Source organism: Streptomyces sp. NBC_01077 (genome assembly GCF_045162855.1).
GTDB lineage: Bacteria > Actinomycetota > Actinomycetes > Streptomycetales > Streptomycetaceae > Streptomyces.
The window spans coordinates 6,419,162-6,442,445 of record NZ_CP108669.1 but is presented as its reverse complement, the minus strand read 5'-3'; the positions used below and the strand labels follow the sequence as shown (position 1 = coordinate 6,442,445).

Annotated in this window: 20 protein-coding genes; 11 read left to right on the top strand and 9 right to left on the bottom strand. The window is 73.0% G+C overall.

Translation table 11 applies throughout. The features are described from left to right. Positions 1–32 precede the first annotated feature (32 nt). From OG462_RS29370 to OG462_RS29350, 5 genes are all read left to right on the top strand, one after another. Positions 33–2,261, top strand: a complete 2,229-nt coding sequence (locus OG462_RS29370) for a PBS lyase (RefSeq protein ID WP_406062161.1) — start codon at positions 33–35, stop codon at positions 2,259–2,261. 268 nt (positions 2,262–2,529) lie between these two features. Next, entirely contained in the window at positions 2,530–3,312 is a 783-nt protein-coding gene (locus OG462_RS29365) for a hypothetical protein (RefSeq protein ID WP_406062160.1), read from the top strand. Beyond that, the gene (locus OG462_RS29360; protein ID WP_406062158.1) at positions 3,309–4,580 is read left to right on the top strand and encodes an ATP-binding protein; all 1,272 of its coding nucleotides are present in this window, start codon (positions 3,309–3,311) and stop codon (positions 4,578–4,580) included. Before OG462_RS29365 ends, OG462_RS29360 begins: the two co-directional genes overlap by 4 nt. Positions 4,581–4,670: 90 nt before the next feature. Beyond that, on the top strand, positions 4,671–6,050 hold the full coding sequence (locus OG462_RS29355) for an FtsW/RodA/SpoVE family cell cycle protein (RefSeq protein WP_406062156.1): 1,380 nt from the start codon (positions 4,671–4,673) through the stop codon (positions 6,048–6,050). Between the two features lie 28 nt (positions 6,051–6,078). Then, on the top strand, positions 6,079–7,554 hold the full coding sequence (locus OG462_RS29350; protein WP_406062154.1) for a penicillin-binding transpeptidase domain-containing protein: 1,476 nt from the start codon (positions 6,079–6,081) through the stop codon (positions 7,552–7,554). A 138-nt stretch (positions 7,555–7,692) separates the two neighbouring features. Here OG462_RS29350 and OG462_RS29345 read toward each other — a convergent pair whose 3' ends face one another. Both OG462_RS29345 and OG462_RS29340 read right to left on the bottom strand, forming a co-directional pair. After that, on the bottom strand, positions 7,693–8,538 hold the full coding sequence (locus OG462_RS29345; protein WP_406062152.1) for a hypothetical protein: 846 nt from the start codon (positions 8,536–8,538) through the stop codon (positions 7,693–7,695). Between the two features lie 123 nt (positions 8,539–8,661). Beyond that, complete coding sequence (locus tag OG462_RS29340) at positions 8,662–9,771, bottom strand: ferritin-like domain-containing protein (protein ID WP_406062150.1); 1,110 nt, start codon at positions 9,769–9,771, stop codon at positions 8,662–8,664. Between the two features lie 194 nt (positions 9,772–9,965). Between OG462_RS29340 and OG462_RS29335 the strand changes: the two genes are divergently transcribed. The 4 genes from OG462_RS29335 (at position 9,966) to OG462_RS29320 (ending at position 13,690) form a co-directional block, all read left to right on the top strand. Further along, positions 9,966–10,910 (top strand): diiron oxygenase, encoded by a 945-nt coding sequence (locus OG462_RS29335; RefSeq protein ID WP_406062149.1) that lies wholly within the window; start codon positions 9,966–9,968, stop codon positions 10,908–10,910. Between the two features lie 131 nt (positions 10,911–11,041). Next, a complete protein-coding gene (locus OG462_RS29330; RefSeq protein WP_406062147.1) occupies positions 11,042–11,764 on the top strand; it encodes a TetR/AcrR family transcriptional regulator in 723 nt (240 codons plus the stop codon). Positions 11,765–11,792: 28 nt separating this feature from the next. Next, the gene (locus OG462_RS29325) at positions 11,793–12,098 is read left to right on the top strand and encodes a hypothetical protein (RefSeq protein WP_406062145.1); all 306 of its coding nucleotides are present in this window, start codon (positions 11,793–11,795) and stop codon (positions 12,096–12,098) included. A gap of 74 nt (positions 12,099–12,172) precedes the next feature. Continuing rightward, complete coding sequence (locus OG462_RS29320) at positions 12,173–13,690, top strand: NlpC/P60 family protein (RefSeq protein ID WP_406062143.1); 1,518 nt, start codon at positions 12,173–12,175, stop codon at positions 13,688–13,690. Positions 13,691–13,724: 34 nt separating this feature from the next. Here OG462_RS29320 and OG462_RS29315 read toward each other — a convergent pair whose 3' ends face one another. The 6 genes from OG462_RS29315 to OG462_RS29290 all read right to left on the bottom strand — a co-directional run bounded on the left by OG462_RS29315 (position 13,725) and on the right by OG462_RS29290 (position 20,368). After that, on the bottom strand, positions 13,725–14,252 hold the full coding sequence (locus OG462_RS29315) for a DUF6584 family protein (protein ID WP_406062141.1): 528 nt from the start codon (positions 14,250–14,252) through the stop codon (positions 13,725–13,727). A 106-nt stretch (positions 14,253–14,358) separates the two neighbouring features. After that, entirely contained in the window at positions 14,359–15,594 is a 1,236-nt protein-coding gene (locus OG462_RS29310) for a styrene monooxygenase/indole monooxygenase family protein (protein WP_406062140.1), read from the bottom strand. Positions 15,595–15,623: 29 nt separating this feature from the next. Further along, complete coding sequence (locus OG462_RS29305) at positions 15,624–16,343, bottom strand: GTP-binding protein (RefSeq protein WP_406062138.1); 720 nt, start codon at positions 16,341–16,343, stop codon at positions 15,624–15,626. Continuing rightward, on the bottom strand, positions 16,324–16,746 hold the full coding sequence (locus OG462_RS29300) for a DUF742 domain-containing protein (RefSeq protein WP_406062136.1): 423 nt from the start codon (positions 16,744–16,746) through the stop codon (positions 16,324–16,326). Before OG462_RS29300 ends, OG462_RS29305 begins: the two co-directional genes overlap by 20 nt. Further along, positions 16,743–17,234, bottom strand: a complete 492-nt coding sequence (locus OG462_RS29295) for a roadblock/LC7 domain-containing protein (RefSeq protein WP_266896625.1) — start codon at positions 17,232–17,234, stop codon at positions 16,743–16,745. The genes OG462_RS29300 and OG462_RS29295 overlap by 4 nt, the downstream gene beginning before the upstream one ends. Continuing rightward, positions 17,231–20,368, bottom strand: a complete 3,138-nt coding sequence (locus tag OG462_RS29290) for a nitrate- and nitrite sensing domain-containing protein (RefSeq protein WP_406062134.1) — start codon at positions 20,366–20,368, stop codon at positions 17,231–17,233. The genes OG462_RS29295 and OG462_RS29290 overlap by 4 nt, the downstream gene beginning before the upstream one ends. A gap of 361 nt (positions 20,369–20,729) precedes the next feature. On the opposite strand from OG462_RS29290, the gene OG462_RS29285 reads away from it, so the two are divergent. Then, entirely contained in the window at positions 20,730–21,521 is a 792-nt protein-coding gene (locus OG462_RS29285) for a hypothetical protein (protein ID WP_406062132.1), read from the top strand. 40 nt (positions 21,522–21,561) lie between these two features. Here OG462_RS29285 and OG462_RS29280 read toward each other — a convergent pair whose 3' ends face one another. Further along, on the bottom strand, positions 21,562–22,146 hold the full coding sequence (locus OG462_RS29280) for a MarR family winged helix-turn-helix transcriptional regulator (RefSeq protein ID WP_406062130.1): 585 nt from the start codon (positions 22,144–22,146) through the stop codon (positions 21,562–21,564). A 292-nt stretch (positions 22,147–22,438) separates the two neighbouring features. Between OG462_RS29280 and OG462_RS29275 the strand changes: the two genes are divergently transcribed. After that, a complete protein-coding gene (locus tag OG462_RS29275; RefSeq protein ID WP_406062128.1) occupies positions 22,439–23,269 on the top strand; it encodes a lysozyme in 831 nt (276 codons plus the stop codon). The last annotated feature ends 15 nt before the right edge of the window (positions 23,270–23,284 follow it).

The following is a 23,284-nucleotide window of genomic DNA, read 5'->3' as shown; positions in this document are numbered from 1 at the left end:
GTACAGGGCTCACGGGGAAGGCGGCCTGGCAAATGCTGACGGGGATCGAGGAGGTCGACTGGGCCTCGTTGGGGCACGCGTACGGCCCCGCGGACGACGTGCCGGAGCTGCTCCGCGGACTCGCCTCCGCCGATCCCGCCGAGCGGGAGACGGCCCTCGACGGCATGTACGGGGCCGTGCATCACCAGGGCGACGTCTACGACTCCACTCTCGCCTGCATCCCCTTCCTCCTCGAACTCGTCGCCGACCCCGCCGTCCAGGACCGCGGCTGCATCGTCGAACTGCTCACCAGCATCGGCGGGATCGAGCTCGACGACGACGAGGAACTGGACGAACTCGACCCAGACGACGAGGAGTTCATCCCCGCCGCCAACTACGCGATGGCCGCCGCCGCGATCGCCGCGGGCTCCGACGTCTTCCTCGGGCTCGTCTCCGACCCCGATCCCGAGGTGCGGCTCGCCGCGCCCTGCGCGCTCGCCTCGCTGCACCCCGAGCCCGCCCGGGCGCTGACCCTGCTGCGGGAGCGGCTCACCGTCGAGCGCGACACCGAGGTACGGCTCGCCCTGGTCGCCGCCGTCGGGCGGATCGCCCTGCGCCACGCGTCGCTGCGCGTCGAGACCGTCGACTGGCTCGGCTGGCTCGCCCGCGCCGCCCAGGACCCCGGGCTCCGGCTCGCGGCCCTCGCCCAGCGGGCGCGCTGCGCGCCCGGCGACATCCCGGACGACATCGTGCCGTGGGTCACCGGGCTCCTGGAGGAGATCAGGACCACGGCACACGGGCCGGCCTCCCCCGGCACCGAGCGCTCCGCCGCGCCGACCCTCATCGGGCAGGTCCGCGAGCTCCTGGAGGAGCACGCCGCCGGGCGCCCCGCCCCCTGGACGGAGGAACTGCTCCGGACCCTCCACGCCGCGCTCGACGACCGGGTCGACGACCGCATCGCGCTGATCCTCGCGCAGCTGCGCAGCCCCGACTGGGGTCAGCGTTCGGACGCGATCTGGCTGTGCGGCGGGTTGATACGGATCTGGCGGGGGCGGTACGAGGAGGTCGTCCGGCTCGTCGGCGCGCAGCTCCACGACCCCGAGCCACGGCTCCGGGAGGCCGCGACCTCGTTCCTGGAGCGGCTCTTCGAGCTGGGCGCGCCCGCCTCCGACGCGCTCGCCACCCGCCTCGCCGTGGGACCGGCGGCCGCGGGACCCGGGCAGGGCGCCGGACCCGGGCAGGGTGCCGGACCCGGGCAGGGTGCCGGGGCGAGGCTGGGCCTGACCGCGGGGCCCGGGCAGGGCGGGCCCACATACGGCCGTGGCGGCAACGGCAGCAGCAACGGCAACCCGCAGAACGGCTTCGTCGGGCGGTCCGGGCGCGACGGGGCCCTCCTCGCGCTCGCCCGCGCCGGGGACACCCGCGCCGTCCCGCTGCTCGCCCGCGCGCTGGAGGAGCGCGAGGTACGGCGGGAGCTGCTGTACGCCATGGACGGCCTCGGTCCCTCCGCCGCCATGCTCGCCCCGTTGCTGCGGCGCCGGCTCGCCGAGGTCGAGCTCGACGAGCGGCTCTACGACCGTGCGGCGCCCCTGCTGTACGCCCTCGCGGCCGTACGGGGCTCCCAGGCCGTACCGGAAGTCCTGCGGGTGCTGCGCGGCGCGCCGTCGAACCGGCGCGACTGGGTGCGCGAGTCCGCCCTGCGGACCCTCGCCGCGTTCGGGCCCGCGGCCCAGGAGGCCGTACCGGACATGCGCCGGCTGCTGGCCGCCGAATCGGCCACGGTCGCCACGACGGCGGCGCGCGCCCTGTGGGCGGCCGAAGGGGATCTGGGCGAGGTCCTGACCGCGCTGGAGCGGTGGCTCCGGCCGGGCGCCTCGGGCGCCGACTGGTGCTCCGCCGCCCAGGCCCTCGGTGAGATCGGCCCGGCCGCCGCCTCGACAGCCGCCGCCCTCCGGCCGGGCCTCGCCGCACGGGACCTGTGGGTACGGGTCCGCAGCGCCGCGGCCCTGTGGCGGGTGTCCGGGGACTCGGCGACGACCCTGCCGGTACTGCTCGCGGCCTGGGAGGAGAACCGGCACGCGCGCGTGGACGTGGCCGAGTGCCTGGCGGAGATGGGCCCGGCGGCCTCGGAGGCGCAGCTGGTGATCCTCACCGAGCTGACCCGCCGGCGCCGCCACAACGCCCGCGAGGGCGCCTCGGGCAGCCATGACATCCACCTCGACGAGAAGCTCCTGACCGTGTGTCGGGCGGCCCTGGCGAGGATGGAGCGGGGCACGTTCTAGGCGGTGCCCCGGCGGGTTCTGGGCGGTGGGACAGCAGGTCGCTGCGGTCGGTGCCCCGGCGGGTCCCGGGCGGTGGGACAGCTGGTCGCTGCGGTCGGTGCCCCGGCGGGTTCCGGGCAGTGGGACAGTGGGTGCTCGCGGGCCGGCCGTCCCCACGAGTGGACAAAAAGGACTTCTCTCCGAATAAGGTCTACTGGGAGCGGGCCCGGACCGGGCCCGCTCGGGCGCCCGACCGCCCGACCCCCGACCGACCCCGACGAGGAGCAGTGTGAGACCGCGCGGAGTGCCGCTCGCCGCCGCCGGTGTCCTGTGTGCCCTCATACTCGGCGGCGCCGTGGGCTGTGGCCGCAGCGAGGGCGGGCTCAAGAGCGCCGGGACCACGCCCACCGCCGTCGGGCCCGTACGGCTCTGGCCCGATCTGCCGCCCGCCACGGATCCGCCGGTCGACTACGGGGAGTCCGACACCGAACGCGTCCCCGGCATCAAGGTCACCGACAACGACGTCCGTTCCGTCGACGCCCTCGCGGTCGTCGACGCCGAGGTGCGCGCCCACCCGAGCACGTACACCGGCGCCGACGGGCTGTACGAGGAGACCGCCCGCGCGATCAAGGCCTGCGGCTCCAAGCCGGCCGCCTGTCCGGTCATGCGGCCGTACTACCGCGACCTCACCGGCAACGGCCGGGACGAGTTGATCGTCGGGATCCGGATGCCGGACCAGCAGGTCGGGGTCCGGGTCTATCTCGCCGAGAACGGCGGGCTCACCCGCATCATGTCCACCGTCGACCAGGTCATCAGCGTGGAGCTGGCCGGCCGGGACCTGATCATGCGGGTCAGTTCGGCGGGCATCCCCGGGTACGAGTACCGCACCGCCTGGTCCTGGGACGAGCAGCAGCACAGCATGCTGCCCACCCGGGACGAGATCGTCCGCGTGAAGCCCGGTCGCACCGGTCCCCCGACCGTGCCCGCGCCCCGCCTCGTCAGCCCGACGCCGACGCCGACACCCACGGACGCGCCCGTTCCCCTTCCCGTACCCGCCGAGCCGAGCCCGTGAGGCCGCTCCGGCTGCCCGCCTGGACCGCGACCCTCACCTGGAAGGCCGCGGTCTTCATCGCGGTCATGTGCTGCGCCCTCGCCGCACTGCTCGGCATCCTCGTCCACGTGTCGGTGACCGGACAGACCGTGAACGACTCCCGGGAGAAGGCCCTCGCGCGGCTCACCGACGTCACCCGGCTCTACGAGGCCGGCGAACCGCTCCCCCGGTTCGCCGGGGTCGACCCGCCCGGGCTCCCCGCCTCCCTCCACGCGCTCGCCGTCCGGGGCGAGCGCGGCACGGTGGTCGCCGACGAGCAGGGCCGGCCGACGATGTGGGCGGCGGGCCCGGCGGACGGCCGCGCCCTCGCCGTACGCGTCGACTACACCCAGAGTGCCGAGACGATCGACGCCCTCGACCGCTCGATCCTCGGCTCCTCCGTCCTCGCCATCGGGGCGACGCTGCTCGTGGGCGCCTTCGCCGTCACCCGCGTCACCCGGCGGCTGCACCTCACCGCACAGGTGGCCCGCCGGATCAGCGCCGGTGATCTCGACGCGCGCGTCGACGACCCTCGTACGAAGGATCCGTCACGCCCCCAGGACGAGGTGGCCACGGTGTCCGGGGCGCTCGACACGATGGCGTCCTCGCTCCAGAGCAAGCTGCAGAGCGAGCAGCGGTTCACCGCCGACGTGGCCCACGAGCTGCGCACCCCGCTCACCGGGCTCTCGGCCGCGGCCGAGCTGCTGCCGGAGGGGCGGCCCTCGGAGCTCGTACGGGACCGGGTGCGGGCGATGCGCGGGCTCACCGAGGACCTCCTGGAGATCTCGCGGCTCGACGCCCGCAACGAGACCGTCGACCTGGCCGTGCACGAACTCGGTCCGCTCGCCGAGCGGGTGGTGCGCGCCTCGGGCACGGCGACCGAGGTACGGGTCGTCCGCGACGCGACCGTGGAGACGGACCGGCGGCGCCTGGAGCGGGTGCTCGGCAATCTGATCGCCAACGCGCACAAGCACGGGGCCCCGCCGGTGGTCCTGACGGTGGACGGACCCGTGGTGTCCGTACGCGACCACGGGCCCGGCTATCCGGCGTATCTGCTGGAGTCGGGGCCGCAGCGGTTCCGTACCGAGAGCGGGGGCAAGGGGCACGGCCTCGGGCTGACCATCGCGGCGGGGCAGGCCGAGGTGATCGGCGCCGAGCTCGTCTTCACCGAAGGTGCGGGCGGTGGCGCCGAGGCGCTGCTGCGGCTGCCCGAGTACGTACACCTGGCCGACCCGCCCCCGGAGGACTGACGGCGCTCCAGGGCACGGAACGGAACGGCGCCACACGGCGCACCGTCACACAAAAGGGACATAGGGCATACCGCTTGCTACGTTGCGGCCATGACCGCACCGCGCACGGACGCTCCCCCGCCCGGGGTACGCATGCCGAAGCGCCGCGGCGTGGAACTCTCCCTCCTCGTCTGCGCCGTCCTCATCTCCGTCTACGGCTACGCCGCGGTCGGCCTCGCCCGCAGCGGGGCCGTACCGCCGGACGCGGCCCGCTACGGGGCCGGGCTCGGTCTGCTCGCGCTCGTCGCCCATCTCGCGGTCCGGTTCCGTGCCCCGTACGCCGATCCGCTGCTCCTGCCGATCGCGGTCCTGCTCAACGGCCTGGGCCTGGTGCTGATCTACCGGCTCGATCTGGAGACTCCGAACGACCACGCGGCGGCGACGCAGCTGGTCTGGTCGACGCTCGGCGTGGCGCTCTTCATCGTGGTCGTGCTGCTGCTGCGGGACCATCGCACGCTCCAGGGGTACGCGTACGTGTCGGTGGCCGCCGCGCTCGCCCTGATGATCCTGCCGATCTTCTTCCCGGCCGTGAACGGCGCCAAGATCTGGATTCGCCTCGGCGGTCTCTCCTTCCAGCCGGGCGAGTTCGCCAAGATCCTGCTCGCGGTCTTCTTCGCCGCGTACCTCGCCGCCAACCGCAACGCGCTGGCATACACCGGCCGCCGGATCTGGAAGTTCCAGTTCCCGACCGGGCGGGTGCTGGGGCCGATCGTGGCGATCTGGCTGCTGAGCGTCGGCGTGCTCGTCCTCGAACGGGACCTGGGCACCTCACTGCTCTTCTTCGGCCTCTTCGTGATCATGCTGTACGTGGCGACCGGCCGGACCGGCTGGATCGCGGTCGGGCTCGTCCTCGCCTCCGCCGGGGCCTTCCTCGTCGGCTCGCTCGAACCACATGTGCACAGCCGGGTGCAGGACTGGCTCGACCCGTTCGCCTCGATCCGGGCCGGGGACGGGCCGGGCCAGCTGGCGCAGTCCCTCTTCTCCTTCGCCGCCGGGGGGATGCTCGGCAGCGGGCTCGGGCTCGGCCACTCGGTCCTCATCGGCTTCGCCACCAAGTCCGACTTCATCCTGGCCACGGCCGGGGAGGAGTTGGGGCTCGTCGGCCTGACCGCGCTCTTCCTGCTGTACGCGCTGCTCGTCGCCCGCGGCTACCGCGCCGGCCTCTCGCTCCGGGACCCCTTCGGGCGGCTCCTCGCCATCGGGCTCGCCTCCATCGTGGCGCTCCAGGTCTTCGTGATCGCGGGCGGGGTGATGGGCCTGATCCCGCTGACCGGCATGGCGATGCCGTTCCTGGCGCAGGGAGGGTCGTCGGTGGTCACGAACTGGGTGATCGTGGCGCTCCTCATCCGCGTCAGCGACTCGGCGCGCGCACCGCAACCGGACGACGCCGACACGGGAACGCTCGCGCCGGTGAAGGAGGGGGCCTCGTGACCCGGCCGTACACCCCAGGGGGACTCAGGTGATCCGGTACGCCCGGCGGGCCGCCGCGCTCTGCCTCGTCCTCCTCGTCGCGCTGCTCGTCAACTCCGCGCGCGTGATGGTCTTCGAGGCCGAGTCGCTCGACGACAATCCGGCCAACCGCCGGATCGCGATCAGCCGCTACGCGCAGCCGCGCGGCGAGATCGTCGTCGACGGGAAGCCGGTGACGGGCTCCCGGGACAGCGGGCAGCAGCTGCGCTGGGAACGGACCTACCGCCAGGGCCCGTTGTACGCGCCGCTGACCGGCTACTCCTCGCAGACGTACGGCACGACCCTCGTCGAGCACGCCGAGGACGCGATCCTGGCCGGCACCGAGCCGATGCTGGCGCCGCTGCCGCTCTGGAACGACCTCACCCGGGGCCGGCAGGCCGGCGGTGACGTCGTGACGACGATCCGCACCTCGATGCAGGAGGCGGCCTTCCGGGGCCTCGACGGGAAGCGGGGCGCGGTCGTCGCGGTCGAGCCGTACAGCGGCCGCATTCTGGCGCTCGTCAGCTCGCCCTCGTACGACCCCGGTGTCCTCTCCGGTACGGGGCAGGCGGTCAAGGACGCCTGGAAACGGCTCAACACCTCGCCGAACCAGCCGATGCTGAACCGGGCGCTGCGGCAGACGTACCCGCCGGGCTCCACGTTCAAGATCGTGACGGCCGCGGCGGCGCTCGACGCGGGGGTGGTGCGGGACGTGGACGCGCCGACGGACACCCCGGACCCGTTCGTGCTGCCCGGCACCCGGCAGGTGCTGCCGAACGAGGCGACGGGCTGCGGCGACGCGTCCCTCGCGTACGCGATCCAGTGGTCGTGCAACACGGTGATGGCCGGCCTCGGCGTGGAGGTGGGCCTGGACGGGATGGTCGACGCGGTGGGGAAGTTCGGCTTCAACGACACGGGGCTGCGGGTGCCGTCCTGGGTGGCGAAGTCCAACTTCGACCGGGAGATGAGCCCGGACCAGCTGGCGCTCTCGTCCATCGGGCAGTTCGACACGACGGCGACGCCGCTCCAGATGGCGATGGTGGCGTCGGCGGTCGCCAACAACGGCGAGATCGCCCAGCCGTATCTCGTCGACCGCACGACGACCTCGGGCGGGACGACGGTCGACCGCACCGGCCGCCGCAGTTACCGGCAGGCGATGAACCCCTCGACGGCGATGCAGCTCCAGCGGCTGATGGTGAAGGCGGTCGCGGAGGGTACGGGCACCAACGCGGCGATCCCCGGGGCGCGGGTCGGCGGCAAGACGGGCACGGCCCAGCACGGCTTCGGCAACACCGGCACCCCGTACGCCTGGTTCATCGCCTGGGCGCAGGCGGAGGACGCGGCCCAGCCGGCGGTCGCGGTGGCGGTGGTCGTCGAGGACGCGGAGGCCGCGCGTACGGACATCAGCGGGGGCGGCAGCGCGGCACCGATCGCGAAGGCGGTGATGGAGGAGGCGCTGCGGCTGGAGGAGGAGGCGCGGGGGTAGGCCCCTGGACCTGCTCCCCGGCGCCCCAGCCGTCCCGAGCGCCCCCGGCGCCCCAGCCGTCCCCCCGCGCCCCCGGCGCCCCAGCCGTCCCCCCGCGCCCCCGGCGCCCCAGCGCCCCGGCGCCGCCCTCCGAGCGCGTCAGCCGATCGGCTTGCGGATCTCCGCGCGGATCTTGGCCGTCTTCTCGGCGAGCGCGGCCAGGTCGATGTCCTTCGGGTCGGCGGTGGCCGACTCCAGGGTGACGAGGGCGACGGCGGCCGCGGTGTTGTCGTCGCCCCAGGCGCACATGGGGAGCGTGGTCGTGGAGAGCCCGTCCTTCGACGTGGTGACCTGGCACCGGACGGTCACGCCGTACCCGGCGGGGGTGAAGTCCTTGGGCCTGACGACGAGCGTGGAGCCCTTCTCCGTGGCGGCACCCTTGAGGATGGAGCCCCGGGTGGCCTCGCCGTTCCTGATGCGTCCGTACATGCCGGAGACGACGAGCACGGACTCGTCCTTGCCGCTGTACTGCCCGACCGCCGCCTTGGCGTCCTTCACGGTGAGGTCGGGGGTGTCCTCGATCTCCTTGCCCTGGGTCTCGGAGAGGTCGGAGACCAGGGTGTACTCGCCGGCGAGGAGGGTCTGGGAGACGACGAGCTTGTGCGTCGCCTCGGGGAAGGAGCCGGTGACGCCGGCGCCGTCGAGCCCGGCCTTGGTCGCGTAGCCGAGACCGCCGACCACGACGAGGGATCCGAGGACGATGGCGACGATCGCCCCGGCCGACATCTTCTTCTTCGGCGGCGGCCCCATGGGCGGCTGCCCCCAGGCTCCGGCGCCCGGCCCCGGGTACTGCGGCGGGACGCCGTGCGGCGGAACACCCTGCGGAGGGTGGCCCTGCTGGGGGAAGCCCTGCGGAGCCCCGAACGCGCCGGGCTGCTGCGGGGGCGGTACGGGTCCGCCGTACGGGTTGTGGGGCGGCTGGCTCGGCGGTGGCGGCATGGTCATGACGGGCACGCTACGTCACCCGTATGACACCCGCGCTCCCGGGCCGGGGCAGGGACTCGGTCCGGCCCGGACAAGGACTCGGTCCAGGCCCGGACAAGGACTCGGTCCGGCCCGGACATGGGCTCAGTCCCCCGCCGCTCCCTCCGCGATCGCGTCCGCCACCTCCGTCACCCGCGCCTGCTCCTCCTTCGCGAAGCGCTCCGCGTCGAGGCGTTCCGCGATCTCCTCGTCCTGGGTCATCAGCAGGTCGAGGTTGGAGTCGCCGAGGTCGAAGACGCCCATGTCGAGGTAGGCCTTCTGGAGGCGTTCGCCCCAGAGGCCGATGTCCTTGACGCAGGGGACGATCCGGCTGAAGAGGAGCTTGCGGAAGAGTTGGAGGAACTCGCTGCGCTCGGTCAGCTCCTCGGCCTCCTTCCGCGGGATGCCGAAGTTCTCCAGGACCTCGACGCCGCGCAGCCGGTCGCGCATCAGGTAGCAGCCCTCGATGACGAACTCCTCGCGCTCGCGGAGTTCGGCGTCCGACAACTGCCGGTAGTAGTCGCGCAGGGCCATCCGGCCGAAGGCCACGTGCCGGGCCTCGTCCTGCATCACGTACGCGAGGATCTGCTTGGGCAGCGGCTTGTCGGTGGTGTCGCGGATCATGCCGAAGGCGGCGAGGGCGAGGCCTTCGATGAGCACCTGCATGCCGAGGTAGGGCATGTCCCAGCGGGAGTCGCGCAGGGTGTCGTCGAGCAGGCTCTGCAGGTTGTCGTTGATCGGGTAGAGCATGCCGATCTTGTCGTGGAGGAAGCGGCCGTAGATCTCGGCGTGCCGGGCCTCGTCCATGGTCTGGGTGGCCGAGTAGAACTTGGCGTCCAGGTCGGGGACGGACTCGACGATCCGGGCGGCGCAGATCATGGCGCCCTGCTCGCCGTGCAGGAACTGGCTGAACTGCCAGGAGGAGTAGTGCCGTCGCAGGTCGCCCCTGTCCTTCTCGGTCATCTTCGCCCAGTGGCGGGTGCCGTAGAGGTTCAGGGCCTCGTCGGGGGTGCCGAGCGGGTCGTACGGGTCGACCTCCAGGTCCCAGTCGATCCGGGTGGCGCCGTCCCACTGCTTGTCCTTGCCCTTCTGGTAGAGGGCGAGGAGGCGTTCGCGGCCGTCCTCGTACTCCCAGGAGAAGCGGGCGGCGCCGGTGGCGGGGACCTGCCAGCTCGGGGTGGACGGGGCCGTGGTGTAGAGGTCGCGCGTCGACACTGACGCCTCCTTGGGGGGTCGGGCCTTTCCCGTGGTACGAGTCCTGTGGCCAGGCCAGGCTCACACGGTGGTAGACGGATCGTCAACAAGTCGCGCACAAGGGATTGACGCACCTACTGACGGGCAGTCTGATAAGAGGTGACCACCGGTAACGTCACGTCGTCACGACGGCGAGCACAGCGAGGTGCGGACCCATGACCCCCTTCACCGAGTCCACCGAGCGCGACTTCAGCCTCCTCCGGGACGCCCTGGGGCCGCTGCGCGACCGTGAACAGGTCGCCGCACGACTCCTGGAGTCCTCCCGCAGGCATTCCTACGATCCCGACACGGAGCTCGACTGGGACGCGCCGTTCGAGGACGGCAAGTGGTTCTGGCCGCCCGAGCTGCTCTCCCTCTACGACACCCCGCTGTGGCGCCGGATGTCCGATGAGCAGCGGATCGCGCTCTCGCGCCACGAGGCGGCGTCGCTCGCCTCGCTCGGCATCTGGTTCGAGATCATCCTCATGCAGCTGCTCGTCCGGCACATCTACGACAAGTCGCTGACCAGCCATCACGTCCGGTACGCGCTCACCGAGATCGCGGACGAGTGCCGGCACTCGATGATGTTCGCCCGGCTGATCCAGCGGGGCGGGACCCCCGCGTACCCGGTGCCGAAGCTCTACCACAACCTCGCGCGCCTCCTGAAGACCGTCTCCACCACCCCCGGATCCTTCGCCGCCACCCTGCTCGGCGAAGAGATCCTCGACTGGATGCAGCGGCTGACCTTCCCGGACGAGCGGGTGCAGACCCTCGTCCGCGGGGTGACCCGCATCCACGTGGTCGAGGAGGCACGCCATGTGCGGTACGCCCGCGAGGAACTGCGCCGCCAGATGGTGACCGCACCGCGCTGGGAACAGGAGTTCACCCGGCTGAGCTGCGGCGAGGCGGCACGGGTCTTCTCCACCTGCTTCGTCAACCCGAGGGTGTACGAGGCGGTGGGCCTGGACCGGCGCGAGGCGGTCGCACAGGCGAGGGCGAGCGGGCACCGGCGCGAGGTGATGCAGTCCGGCGCGCGCCGCCTGACGGACTTCCTGGACGACATAGGGGTACTGCGGGGCGCGGGCCGCCGCCTGTGGAAGTCCTCGGGGCTCCTGGCCTGAGGCGACAACCTGAGGCGACAAGGCGGACGGGGCCCCGACGGGGGCGCGGGTCCCAGGACGAGGGGGCGGGGCCCGACGGGGGCGCGGGTCCACAGGGCCAAGGGGCAAGGGCCGGCGGTTACGCTGCGGGCATGACAGGTGCCGCCACTCCCGCGTACCGCAGGCTCAGCGTCGAGGAGCGCCGCGGCCAGCTCCTCGAAGCCGCCCAGGGCCTCTTCGCCCACCGGACACCCGAGGACGTCTCCCTCGACGACGTCGCCGAGGCGGCCGGCGTCTCACGGCCCCTCGTCTACCGCTACTTCCCCGGCGGCAAGCAGCAACTGTACGAGGCGGCCCTGCGTTCCTCCGCCGACGCCCTGAACCACTGCTTCACCGAGCCGCCGGTCGGTCCTCCCACGGAGCGTCTCGGCCGGGTCCTCGACCGCTATCTGACCTTCGTCGACGAGCACGACGCCGGTTTCAGCGCCCTGCTGCGCGGCGGCAGCGTCGCCGAGACCTCCCGGACCACCGCGATCGTCGACGAGGTGCGGCGGGCCGCCGCCGAGCAGATCCTCGTCCACCTGGGCGTGGAGCGGCCGGGCCCCCGGCTCAGCATGCTGGTCAGGACGTGGATCGCCGCCGTGGAGGCGGCCTCCCTCATCTGGCTCGACGAGGCCAAGCGACCCCCGGCCCGGGAACTCCGGGAGTGGCTGGTCGACCATCTCATCGCCCTGCTCGCGGCGAGCACGGCGAGCGACGAGGAGACGGCGCGGGTCGTCGGACTGCTCCTGGCCCAGGAGACGCCCGAGGGACCGGTGGCACGGCTGGCCCGTCGGGTGATACCGGTGGTCGGCGAGGCGGCCCATCTGCTCTGAAAGGGGCACCGGAGGGGACACTGGAGAGGTGAGAAGCGAGAACACCCTCTTCCGTGGCGGCCCCCTCGACGGCCGGGTCCTGCCGATCCTGCTCGGCCCGACCGGCCACCCGCCGAAGTGGTACGAGGTCCCGGTCCCGGCCCACGACGGGCGTCCGCCGACCCTGTACACGTACCGGCGCGAGCCCGCGGGCCACACGAAGCGGCTGGGGCTCCAGCGCGGCTGGGTCTACGAGTACGCCCCCGAGGGCCGCGATCGGCGGGAGCTGAAGTGGCCGTGGTCGAAGCCGATTGGCGGCACGACCCCTGCCCGGGACGCTGACCCGAACGGGTGAGCCCGCCGGGCGCGCCCTCTTTCGTACGGTAATCAGATGAAGTGACACGTCATCATCCCCGTGGAGGTGGTGACGTGTCGCGAAGGCTGCTGCGTACGGTCTGCACGGGGGCGCTGGCCGCGGCGACGGCGCTCACGGGGATCCTCCCGGCGGGCGCCGCCGCGCCGGAGCCACCGGCCGATCCCCCGGTGGAGGCGCCGATCGCCTGGGCGGACCCGGCGGCGGAGCCGGTGGGACCGGTCGATCCGGACGCGGGGACGTCGACGGCGGCGAGCGGCAGGCCGGACCCGGCCGCCCCGAGCGCCGCCGTCAACCCCGCCGAACCGGCCGACCCCAGCGCCGCCGTCAACCCCGCCGAACCGGCCGACCCCAGCGCCGCCGTCAACCCCGCCGAACCGGCCGACCACCCCGGCACCTCGGCCGACCCCGCCCGACCGATTGACCCCAGCGCCTCGGCCGACCCCGCAGCCCCTCCCGCCCCCGCGGTGACGGGACTCCCGGAAGCCTCCCGTACCCCGGACAGCCCCGAGTCCTCCGCCACCGACGACGCCGCCGCTCTCCCTCCCCCCGGCGGCGACTCCGTCACCGCGCTGCTCACCCGGATGCGGACGCTCTACCAGCAGGCCGAGGAGGCGACCGAGCGGTTCAACGCCGCCGAGGAGGCGCTGAAGCTCCAGACCGCCGACACCGGGAAGGTCACCTCCCGGCTCACCGCCGCCCGTACCGCCCTGGCGCAGGGGCGGGCCGCGGCCGGGCGGATCGCCCGGGACCAGTACCAGGGCAGGTCCGAGTTCTCCTCCTACGTGCGGCTGCTCTTCGCGCCGGACCCCCAGTCGGCACTCGACCAGGGGCATCTGATGGCGCGGGCCTCGCGCGACCGGGCCACGGCCGTGGCACGGCTCGAAAAGGCGGAGCGGCAGGCCGGCACCCTGGCGAGCGCCTCCCGCAAGGCGCTGGACCGGCAGCAGACCCTCGCCGCCGCACAGCGGACCCGGCGCGACGAGGTGCGCGCCCGGCTCGCGGAGGTCGAGAAGCTGCTCGCCGGGCTCTCCCCCGAGCAGCTGGCCCGGCTCACCGAACTGGAGCGGGTCCAGACGGCGGGCGCGCAGCGCGAACTGCTCGACTCGGGTGTCCTGGAAGGTCGGCGCACCCCGTCCGGAGCGGGCGCGGAGGCCCTGCGGTTCGCGGTGGGGCAGATCGGCAAGCCGTACGAGTGGGGGGCGGAGGGCCCGGAGACGTACGACTGCTCGGGGCTCACGCAGCAGGCGTGGGCGGCAGCGGGCCGGGAGCTGCCGCGTACCAGCCAGGAGCAGTGGGCGACGCTGCCCCGGGTGTCCCTCGCGGAGCTCCGCCCCGGGGACCTGGTGGTCTACTTCCCGGGCGCGACCCATGTGGCGGTCTATCTCGGCGAGGGCCTGGTGGTGCAGGCGCCGCGGCCCGGCGGCAAGGTGAAGGTCTCGCCGATCGCGGCGAACCCGCTGCTCGGGGCCGTACGCCCGGATGCCGACGGGGAGGCCCTGGACGCGTACACCCCGCCGGCACTTCCAGCGGGGGCGAGGGAGGGCGGGGACGAGGGGTACGACCGCGGCTGAACCCCTTCGGGTCCCGCCTGCCGCCCTTTCGGCACTACGAGAAGAGGGAGACGATCCCGAGCACCCAGATCGCCACCATGGCGACGATTCCCGCCAGGACGCCGGCGCCCACGATCACCCCGGCGAGCGTCCACCCCTCGGGTTCCGGTGCGCACCCCTCGCCCCGGTCCTCCGCGTAGGAGGCCGGGTCGTCCCAGTCCACGGAATGTCCGAGCCGCTGGGCACAGGCGGTCCGTACCGCCGCGAGCTGCTCCTCGGCGAAGGAGGTCGCCGCCAGCGCCTCGGGCCCGCGCCACGCGAGGGCCTTCATCCGCCACCCGGGAGTCCTGTACCGCTCCTCGAAGGCCGCGGTCTCGTCCGCGCCCCGGTCCTCTTCGAGGTACATCCGGCGCCCGGCCTCGGCCGGGTCCCCGTACAGCCGGTACACCTCGGCCAGCCGACGCCGCAGCGTCAGGTCGTACGGGAACGACGAGACCAGCCCCCGGAGCCGCTGCCGCGCCATGGGGACCCGCCCGGCGGCGAGGTCGGCGTCCACGCGGGCCAGGGTGTTCGACTGAGACATGAGCACATGATCGAACACCGGGGCGCGGCGATTCACCCTGTCAAACGCCGACGACCGGCTCCCGGGCTCCGGGAGTCGGCCGTCGAGGCAGGGGCGGGCACGCGGGTCAGGCTCCCGCGACCTCCGCCAGGTACGCCGAGGTCTTCTCCGGGTCGAAGAAGAAGTTCTCGAAGTCCGACGGGTCGTCGAAGCCGTTCGCGAAGCGGTCGGCGACCGGCTGGAGCTGGCCCGCCGCGCCGAGGAGGTTCAGGACGTGCTCCGGCGGGGGCGCCAGCATCGCGTTCGTCCACTTGGTGACGTGCTGGGCCGTCTGCCAGTAGCGGTCGAACGCCGACTGCATCCACTCCTCGTCGAAGGGCTTGTCGCCCTGCTCGACGATGGCCGCGAGGTAGGCGGCGGCGCACTTCGACGCCGAGTTCGAACCCTGGCCGGTGATCGGGTCGTTGGCGACGACCACGTCGGCCACGCCGAGGACCAGGCCGCCGCCGGGCAGCCGGCCGATCGGGTTGCGGACCGTCGGCGCGTACCGGCCGGCGAGGGTGCCGCCCGCGTCGGTCAGTTCGACCTTGGTGGCCCGCGCGTACTCCCAGGGCGTGAACTTCTCCATCAGCTCCAGGGTCAGCGACAGGTGCTCCGCCGGGTCCTTGACGCCCTGGAAGGCGTCGAGCGGCCCGCCGGGGACGCCCTCCCAGAAGAGGATGTCGGCGCGGCCGCCGGTCGTCAGGGTCGGCATGACGAACAGCTCGCCGACGCCCGGGACCACGTTGCAGCGGACCGCGTCGAAGTCGGGGTGCTCGGGGCGCGGGCCGAGGCCGTGGACGTACGCGACGGCGAGCGCACGCTGCGGCTCGCTGTACGGCGAACGGGCGGCGTCCCGGCCGAACATCGAGACCAGCTCGCCCTTGCCCGCCGCGACGAGCACCAGGTCGTAGTTGCGGGAGAAGTAGTCCAGGTCGCTGACGGCCGCGCCGTGTATCACCAGCTGGCCGCCGCGCTGGGCGAAGGTCTCCATCCAGCCGGCCATCTTCACCCGCTGGTCGACGGACTGGGCGTAGCCGTCGAGCTTCCCGACCCAGTCGATCACCCGGCCGGCGTCCGGCATGCCGACCGAGACGCCGAGGCCCTCGATGCGCGGGGCCTGGGACTCCCAGAAGTTGAGGCCGAGGTCCCGCTCGTGCTGGAGCGCGGTGTCGAACATGCACTGGGTGGACATGACCCGGCCGGCGCGGATCTCGTCCGCCGTCCGGTTCGACATGAGGGTGACCTCGTACCCCGACGACTGGAGTCCGAGGGCGAGCTGCAGACCGGACTGGCCGGCGCCGACTATGAGTATCTTCCGCATGGGTGGTGCTCCTGGCGTGACGGGGAGAACTATTCGGGGGTGGCTTCGAGCGCGTGCGCGACCATCGCGAGCAGGCTCTCGACGACGCTGTACCGCTTGCGCGCGTCCATGATCACCACGGGTACGTGCGCCGGCACGGTCAGCGCCTCCCTGACGTCGTCCGCCTCGAACAGCTCGGTGCCCTCGAAGTGGTTGACGGCCACGATGTACGGAAGCCCGCAGCTCTCGAAGTAGTCGAGGGCGGGGAAGCAGTCCGTGAGCCGCCGCGTGTCGGCCAGCACGATCGCGCCGATCGCCCCGCGCACCAGGTCGTCCCACATGAACCAGAAGCGCTGCTGTCCCGGCGTACCGAAGACGTACAGCACCAGGTCGTTGTCGAGCGTGATCCGGCCGAAGTCCATCGCCACCGTGGTGGTGAGCTTGTCCGGGGTGGCGGTGAGGTCGTCGGTGTCCTCGCTCGCCCGGGTCATCAGCGCCTCGGTCTGGAGCGGGGTGATCTCCGAGACCGCGCGGACGAAGGTGGTCTTGCCGACGCCGAAGCCGCCCGCGACGACGATCTTCGTCGCGATCGGGGCGCGGGTGTGGTCGAGCTGCCAGTCCTGCGCGCCGTCCTCCGTGTCGGGGGCGGCGGTATCTCGCTGGAACAGATCGACTTCGGGAGCCTGGGGCTGCGCGGGAATGCCCGTCACCGCCGGTGCGTCGGAGACAGCATCGGAAACGGCGGAGGCGTCAGAGACGACGGAGTCCACTCAGCACCCTTTCGAGGAGCGCGCGGTCGGGCTGGCCGGTGCCGTGACCGGTCCCGTACACACGGATCTTTCCCTGGTCGGCCAGGTCGCTGAGGAGCACCCGGACGACCCCCAACGGCATCTTCAGAAGCGCCGAGATCTCCGCGACCGTCCGCATCCGGCGGCAGATCTCGACGATGGCCCGCATCTCCGGCATCAGACCGCGGGCGCCGGGCCCGCCGTCCGTCAGGACCTTGCGCAGGGCGGGCGCTTCGAGCGCCGCCACGAAGGTCTCGACGAGCAGGACATGGCCGAAGCGGGTACGCCCGCCGGTCAGCGAGTACGGGCGTACGCGCGCGGGGCGGCGTGCGTCTCCGCGTACGGGCAGCCGGTGGGCGTGATACCCCGAGGACACTGACGTCACTGGGTGCTCTCCATCGATTTGCGCAGCTCACTGCGGACTTCGGGGGTGAGTACGTGACCGGCGCGGCCCACGAAGAGCGCCATGTGGTAAGCCACCACGCTCATGTCGCAGTCGGGCGTGGCGTGCACGCCGAGCAGCGAACCGTCGCTGATCGACATCACGAACACGCTGCCCTCCTCCATCGCCACCATGGTCTGCTTGACCCCGCCACCGTCCATCAGGCGTGCGGCGCCGATGGTGAGACTGCCGATGCCGGAGACGATGGTGGCCAGGTCGGCGCTGGAGCCGCGCGGCCCGTCGGGACGACCGGCTTCGGCGGCGGCCGTCGTGCTCTGCTGGGTGGCCGGGTCGGACGAGAGCAGCATCAGGCCGTCGGAGGAGACGACGGCGACCGAGCGGACGCCGGGCACCTCCTCCACCAGATTCCCCAGCAGCCATTGCAGGTTGCGGGCTTCCGTGCTCAGTCCGAACGTTCCCGTCGCAGTCAACTGCGTGCCTCCTCGACTGTGTCCCCCGTCATCTCCTCTGTACGTGCAGTGCTCACGGCGTCTGTCCGCGCCGTGTCCATCTCCGCCTCCACGTCGCGGCGCCCGGCCTTGGCGCCCTGGTGGAAGCCGCCGAGACGGCGGCGCAGGGCCTCCGCGTCCACACCGCCCTGGCGGGGGGTGGCGGGGGCGCCGGCGGGGCGGACCACCTGCGGGGTGCGCTTGGGCAGGCCCTTGTCGGTCACCCGCTCCCACTGTGCGGTACGCGGCCCGGGAACCGGCTGGTCGGTGACCGGCTCGGGGGCGGGGGGAGCCGGGGGCTCCTCGTACGGTGCGGGGGCGACGGCCACGTCGGGTGCCACGTCGACGGCTACGTCGATGGCTCCGTCGGGTGCCACGTCAGCGGCCACGTCGGCGGCGCGCTCGTGGGTGTCCGGCTCCGGCGGCGGGTCGGGCAGCCGGACCTGGAGCGTGGTCTCGGAGATGCTCTCCCCGAGGTGGAGGGGCGCGGGCCCGGACTCGTAGGACGCGGGCTCGTCGTAGGCGGGCGCGGGGGCGTCGTAGACCGACGCGGCATCGTCGTACGCGGGCGCGGCATCGTCGTACGCCGACGCGGCATCGTCGTACGCGGGCGCGGCATCGTCGTACGCGGGCGTCGGCTCGTACGCGGGCTCAAGCTCCGTCACAAGCTGAGCCTCGGACTCGTACGGAGCCCCCTGCGTCGGCTCCTGCTCGTGCTCCTGTTCCCGCTGTTCCCTCGCCGCCGTCACCTCCGCCGCCAGGAACGCCCGCTCCGCCGCCTCCACGAGGGGGTCGCGGTTCCGGGACGGCAGCGTGTTGGAGTTGGCCTCGGCGGCCGAGCCCGGGAGGTGCAGCGCGGGGGCCGTGCCCGCCACCCGTACGGGCTCCGTCACGGTCGTCGGCAGGGCGGCGGGCAGCAGGGGCTGCGGCAGGACCACGACGGCCGCCGTGCCGCCCGGCTGCTGCTCGCGCAGCTCTACGCGGACGCCGTGGCGGGCGGCGAGCAGCGCGATGACCCGCATGCCGAGGCCCTCGCCCTCGAAGGCGGCGGGGTCGGCCTCGGCCAGGCGCGCGTTGAGCTCGGCGAGCCGGGAGCTGGTCATGCCGATGCCGGCGTCCTGCACGGAGAGCATCACCTCGCCGGACTCCAGGAGCCAGCCGGAGAGCTGGACCTCGGCGTCGGGCGGCGAGAAGGAGGTGGCGTTCTCCAGGAGTTCGGCGACGAGGTGGCTCAGGTCGTCGGCGGCGAAGCCGGCGATCTGGGCGTGCGGCGGCAGGGACTGGATGGTGACGCGCTCGTACCGCTCGATCTCGCTGACGGCGGCGCGCAGCACGTCGACGAGCGGGACGGGCCCGGCGTGGCCGTGAACGTGCTCGTGGCCGGCGAGGACAAGGAGGTTCTCGCTGTGGCGGCGCATGACGGTCGCCATGTGGTCGAGCTTGAAGAGGGTCGCGAGGCGGTCCGGGTCCTGCTCGCGCTCCTCCAGCTTCTCGATGACGCCGAGCTGTCGCTCGACGAGCCCGAGGCTGCGCAGCGAGAGGTTGACGAAGGTGTGGTGGACGGTGCTCCTGAGCCGTTCGAGATCGGCGGTGAGGAGGGCGACCCGGCCCTGGAGTTCGGCGCGCTGGGTGGCGAGCTCGGCGCCGAGGGCGTCCTTCGCGGCGGCCAGGTCGGCGTGGCCGTCGGTGAGCCGCTCGGTGTGCGCGGCGAGGCCGGAGAGCTTGCCGTGCAGGGTGTTGAGGGAGCGGACGACCTGCGCGAACTCGTCGTTGCGGCCGGTGAAGCGGACCGGCTCCTCGGTGCCGTGCTCGGGCGCGGCGGCGAGCCGGGCGGCGCCGAGCCGGAGGACGGCGAGCGGCCGGGTGAGGGTGCGGGCGACGTAGGTGGAGATGCCGATCGCGACGAGCAGACAGCCGCCGAGGAAGGCGATGCGCAGTTCGAGGGCGGTGACGTCGTCGTCGCGGAGCGCGCCGAGGCGTTCGACCCGCTCGGCGGCGAGGGCGGACTCGACGCCGCGCATCTGCTCGATGCGGGCGGAGAGGGCGGCCTCCAGGCCGGCCGGGTCGGTCTCGCGCTCGGTCTCCGTCAGCCGGGGCTGGTCGGTGAGGGAGGCCAGCGCACGCTCGGCGCTCTTGACGTCGGGGCCCGCCACGGTGGCGGCGAGGGAGTCGCGGGCGGTGGAGCCGGCGGCCTGGTCGAAGTCGCCGAGGGCGGCGAGTTCACGGACGCGGGCCTGCTGGGCGGCGGCGGTGAGGGTGTCGCGGGAGCGATCGGCCTCGGCTGCGCCCGCGGGTACGTCGGGGACGTAGGTGTCCGTCTCGGGGTCGTAGTGGACGTCCCCGGTGGGCTCGGGCTGCGGTACGGACAGCGCGGCGAGGAGCAGGCCGCGGGTGACGGAGGCCTGCTCGACGGCGCGGCCGAGGGCGGCGGGGGCGCGGGTGGCCTCGGTGAGCGCGGTGTCGGAGGCGCGGGCCGGGGTCTTGTCGGCCAGCTCGTCGGCGAGGGCCTGGAGCTTGGTGATGACCTCCGAGTAGGCCCGGTGGGCATCGAGGGCCGTGCCCTTGCCCGTGAGGGCGACGCGGCGGACGGAGGGGACGCCCGCGAGGTCGCGGCGGAGCTCGGCGGAGGCGGCGGGGCGGATCTCGTCTATCTGCCGGTCGACCCGGGTCGACCGGGTGCTGGTGATCTGACGCTTGTGCTTGGCGTCGCCGCTCTGGTTGTCACGGCCGGCGGCGATGTACGCGACGACCTCGTCGCGCTCGTCGGCGAGGGAGTGGGCCAGGGTGACGGCCTGCCGGTCGAGTTCGGCGAGGGTGACCAGGCTCTGCGAGTCGTTGAGCTCGGTGGAGGCGGCGAGGATCGCGGGCGCTCCGGCGGCGAGGACCGTGATGCCGACGAGGGCGACGCCGGCGACGAGACGGTTGCGGACGCGCTTGGGGCGGCCGGCGGGGGCCTGGGGCGTGACGGGAGGCTGGGGCTGCGCCGGGTGGCCGGTGGAGGCGTTGCCGGTGGGCGCCGCGACGGCGCCGCCGTCCGGGGTCGGCACTGCACCGGGGGTCTGGCTCCGCGTGCCGTTCTTGCTCCGAGGCCGCTTCATCTGCACCGGTGCTCGCATTCTTGATTCGTCCGCCCACAAAGCAGAGGTGACGGCCGGTCACATGGAGCGCCCCCCACCCCTGGCATGGCTTCCGACCATTCCAGCGCTTCTGGGAAGGGGACGCGCATCGGCCGCTCCGCCACCCGAACGAGTGAACAACACTCATGAGTTGGCGAACAACTTCTCCGGGCGGGCCCCAGGGGCCCGGAAACACCCCCGGTTGGATCTTCCGCGCGGGCTTTGGGAGGATGCCCGCCCGCAGCTCCCCGGAGGCGCCCGCTCCGCCTCGTCCGCGGCCTCCGCCAGGTTGGTACAGGCCATTTCCGGGCGCCTGAAGGTCCGGTGAAGAGATGTCACCGGGCCGGGCACACTGGTCGTCATGCGCAGCGACGTCGCCTCCCTCCCCGGCAGCCCCGAACGCCCCAACGAGGACTGGGTGGCCGCAGCTCTGCCCGCCTCCGGCGGCGGCGGAACCGTCGTCCTCCTCGACGGCGTCACGCCACCCGCCGGGGATGACGGTTGCGTGCACACCGTGCCGTGGTTCACCGCGCGCCTGGGTGGGGCTTTGACCGAACTGTCCGCTTCCCGCCCGGACATGCCCTTGTCCGAGATCCTGTCGGTGGCAATCCGGCGCACCGCGGACGCCCATCGGGACACCTGTGACCTTTCTCACGCCCGTACGCCCCAGGCGACCGTCGTGCTCGCCCGCTGGGACAGGACCTCTATCGAACACCTCGTCCTCTCCGACTCCGTACTCCTCCTGGAGTCCCCGGACGGGGCGGTACGGGCCGTGCTCGACGACCGGCTCGACCGTGTCCCGGACGAGATCCTGCGCTCCCTCGCGGCGACGGACCGACTGCGGAACCGGGAGGGCGGCTTCTTCACGGCGGCGGCCGACCCGGCGGTCGCGGAGCGGGCGGTGACCGGGACGAGTCCGCGCACGGAGGTACGGGCCCTGGCGGCGCTCACGGACGGGGCGAGCCGCTGGGTGGAGCTGTTCGGCCAGGGCGACTGGACGGACTGCTTCGGTGTCCTGCGCAAGGAGGGCGCGCTCGGCCTGCTCCACCGGGTGCGGGCCCTCGAGGCGGCGGACGAGCTGGCCGGCGGGACGCGCCGCTGGAAGCTGCACGACGACGCGACGGCGGTGCTGGTGGAGCCGGCGGACCACTGAGTGCTCGGCCTTCGGGAGCCCGGGCCCGCTCTCCGCGGTCTCAGCCCTCGGATCTGACGTTGAAGTGGTTCAGGAGGCGGGCGAGTTCGGCGACCTCGGCGCGGTCCCAGTCGGCGAGCTTGCGGACGTACCGCTCGCGCCGGGCGTCCCGGACGTGCCGGAAGCGGTTCCGGCCCTCCTCGGTGAGCCGGACCAGTGAGGCGCGCCCGTCGGCGGGGTCGGGGTCGCGGGCGACGAGTCCGAGGTCTTCGAGGGCCCGCAGCTGACGGCTCATGGTCGCCTTGCCGACCCCGAAGTACCCGGCGAGTTCGGTGGCCCGCTGCGGGCCGGCGTCGTCGAGGCGTACGAACAGGCCGTAGGCGGCGGGCTCCAGTTCGGGGTGGACCTCGCGGGCCATCTCGCCGGACTGGGCACGGGCGCGGCGCAGAAAGACCGCGAGTTCGCGTTCGAGCGCGAGGAACTCCCGGTCGACCCCGCCGGAGGAGGTGTGCGGTTCCGCGCCGGACGGGTTGTGCGGTTCCGCGCCCGCGGGTGGAGTGTGCCGTTGCCCGCCGGACAAGGTGTGCGGTTCCGCGCCGGCGGGCGGGGTGCCCCCGCCTTCACTTCCCGTACCGCTTGCGTGCACGTCAGCACCTCTCAGGCGTTCCCCGGCGACCTGGCAACGGTTTTCGCGCCACTTCCAGTCGCTGAAAGTTTCTTTCGGCCGAGGCCATCGCCGCAGCTCCTCCAGTATTTCGCAGGCGTAGACCAACGGCGGTAACCAGGCCCTCTTCCATGGGCCGGGTCTACGTGCGTAGCGTCGTCTCCGGCGCCCTCGCTGACATGTCCACACCAGGACTTTATCGGTGCCAGGACAGCTCTGCCTGCGCCAGGACCGTCGACATCGCTCCCCCCACCGATCCTTTCGGAGGCACGCAATGCGTGTGCACAGATCCGGAACGACCCTCGCCGGTGCCGCACTCGCGGCCCTGACCCTCCTCCTCCCCCTCGCCGCGTCCGCCGGGGCCGCCCAGGACCCGGGCGTCCGCCAGGCACCCCCGCGCGGTTCCGCCAGCATGGGCATGGGCGTCCTCGCGCACGACGGGCGCGGCAGCGCCCCCGGCGGCGTCTCCGCCCAGGCCGTACAGACCGAAGGCGTGGACGTCTCCAGCCACCAGGGCAACGTCGCCTGGTCCACGCTGTGGAACAGCGGCGTCAAGTGGGCCTACGTCAAGGCGACGGAGGGCACCTACTACAAGAACACCTACTTCAACCAGCAGTACACCGGCTCGTACAACGTCGGCATGATCCGGGGCACGTACCACTTCGCGACCCCGGACACGACGACGGGCGCGGCCCAGGCCGACTACTTCGTCAACAACGGCGGCGGCTGGTCGAAGGACGGCAGGACCCTGCCGGGAGTGCTCGACATCGAGTGGAACCCGTACGGCGCGACCTGCTACGGCAAGAGCCAGGCCGGGATGGTGGCCTGGATCCGCGACTTCGTGGACCGGTACAAGGTCCGGACCGGCCGGGACGCCGTCATCTACACGGCGACCAGCTGGTGGACCCAGTGCACCGGCAACTCCTCCGCCTTCGCCGCGACCAACCCGCTGTGGATCGCGCGGTACGCCGCGACCGTGGGCGAACTCCCGGCCGGCTGGCAGTACTACACGATGTGGCAGTACACCTCCTCCGGCCCGACGGTCGGCGACCACAACCACTTCAACGGCGACCTCTCACGGGTGCAGGCACTCGCGAACGGCTGACGTCACGGCCGCGAT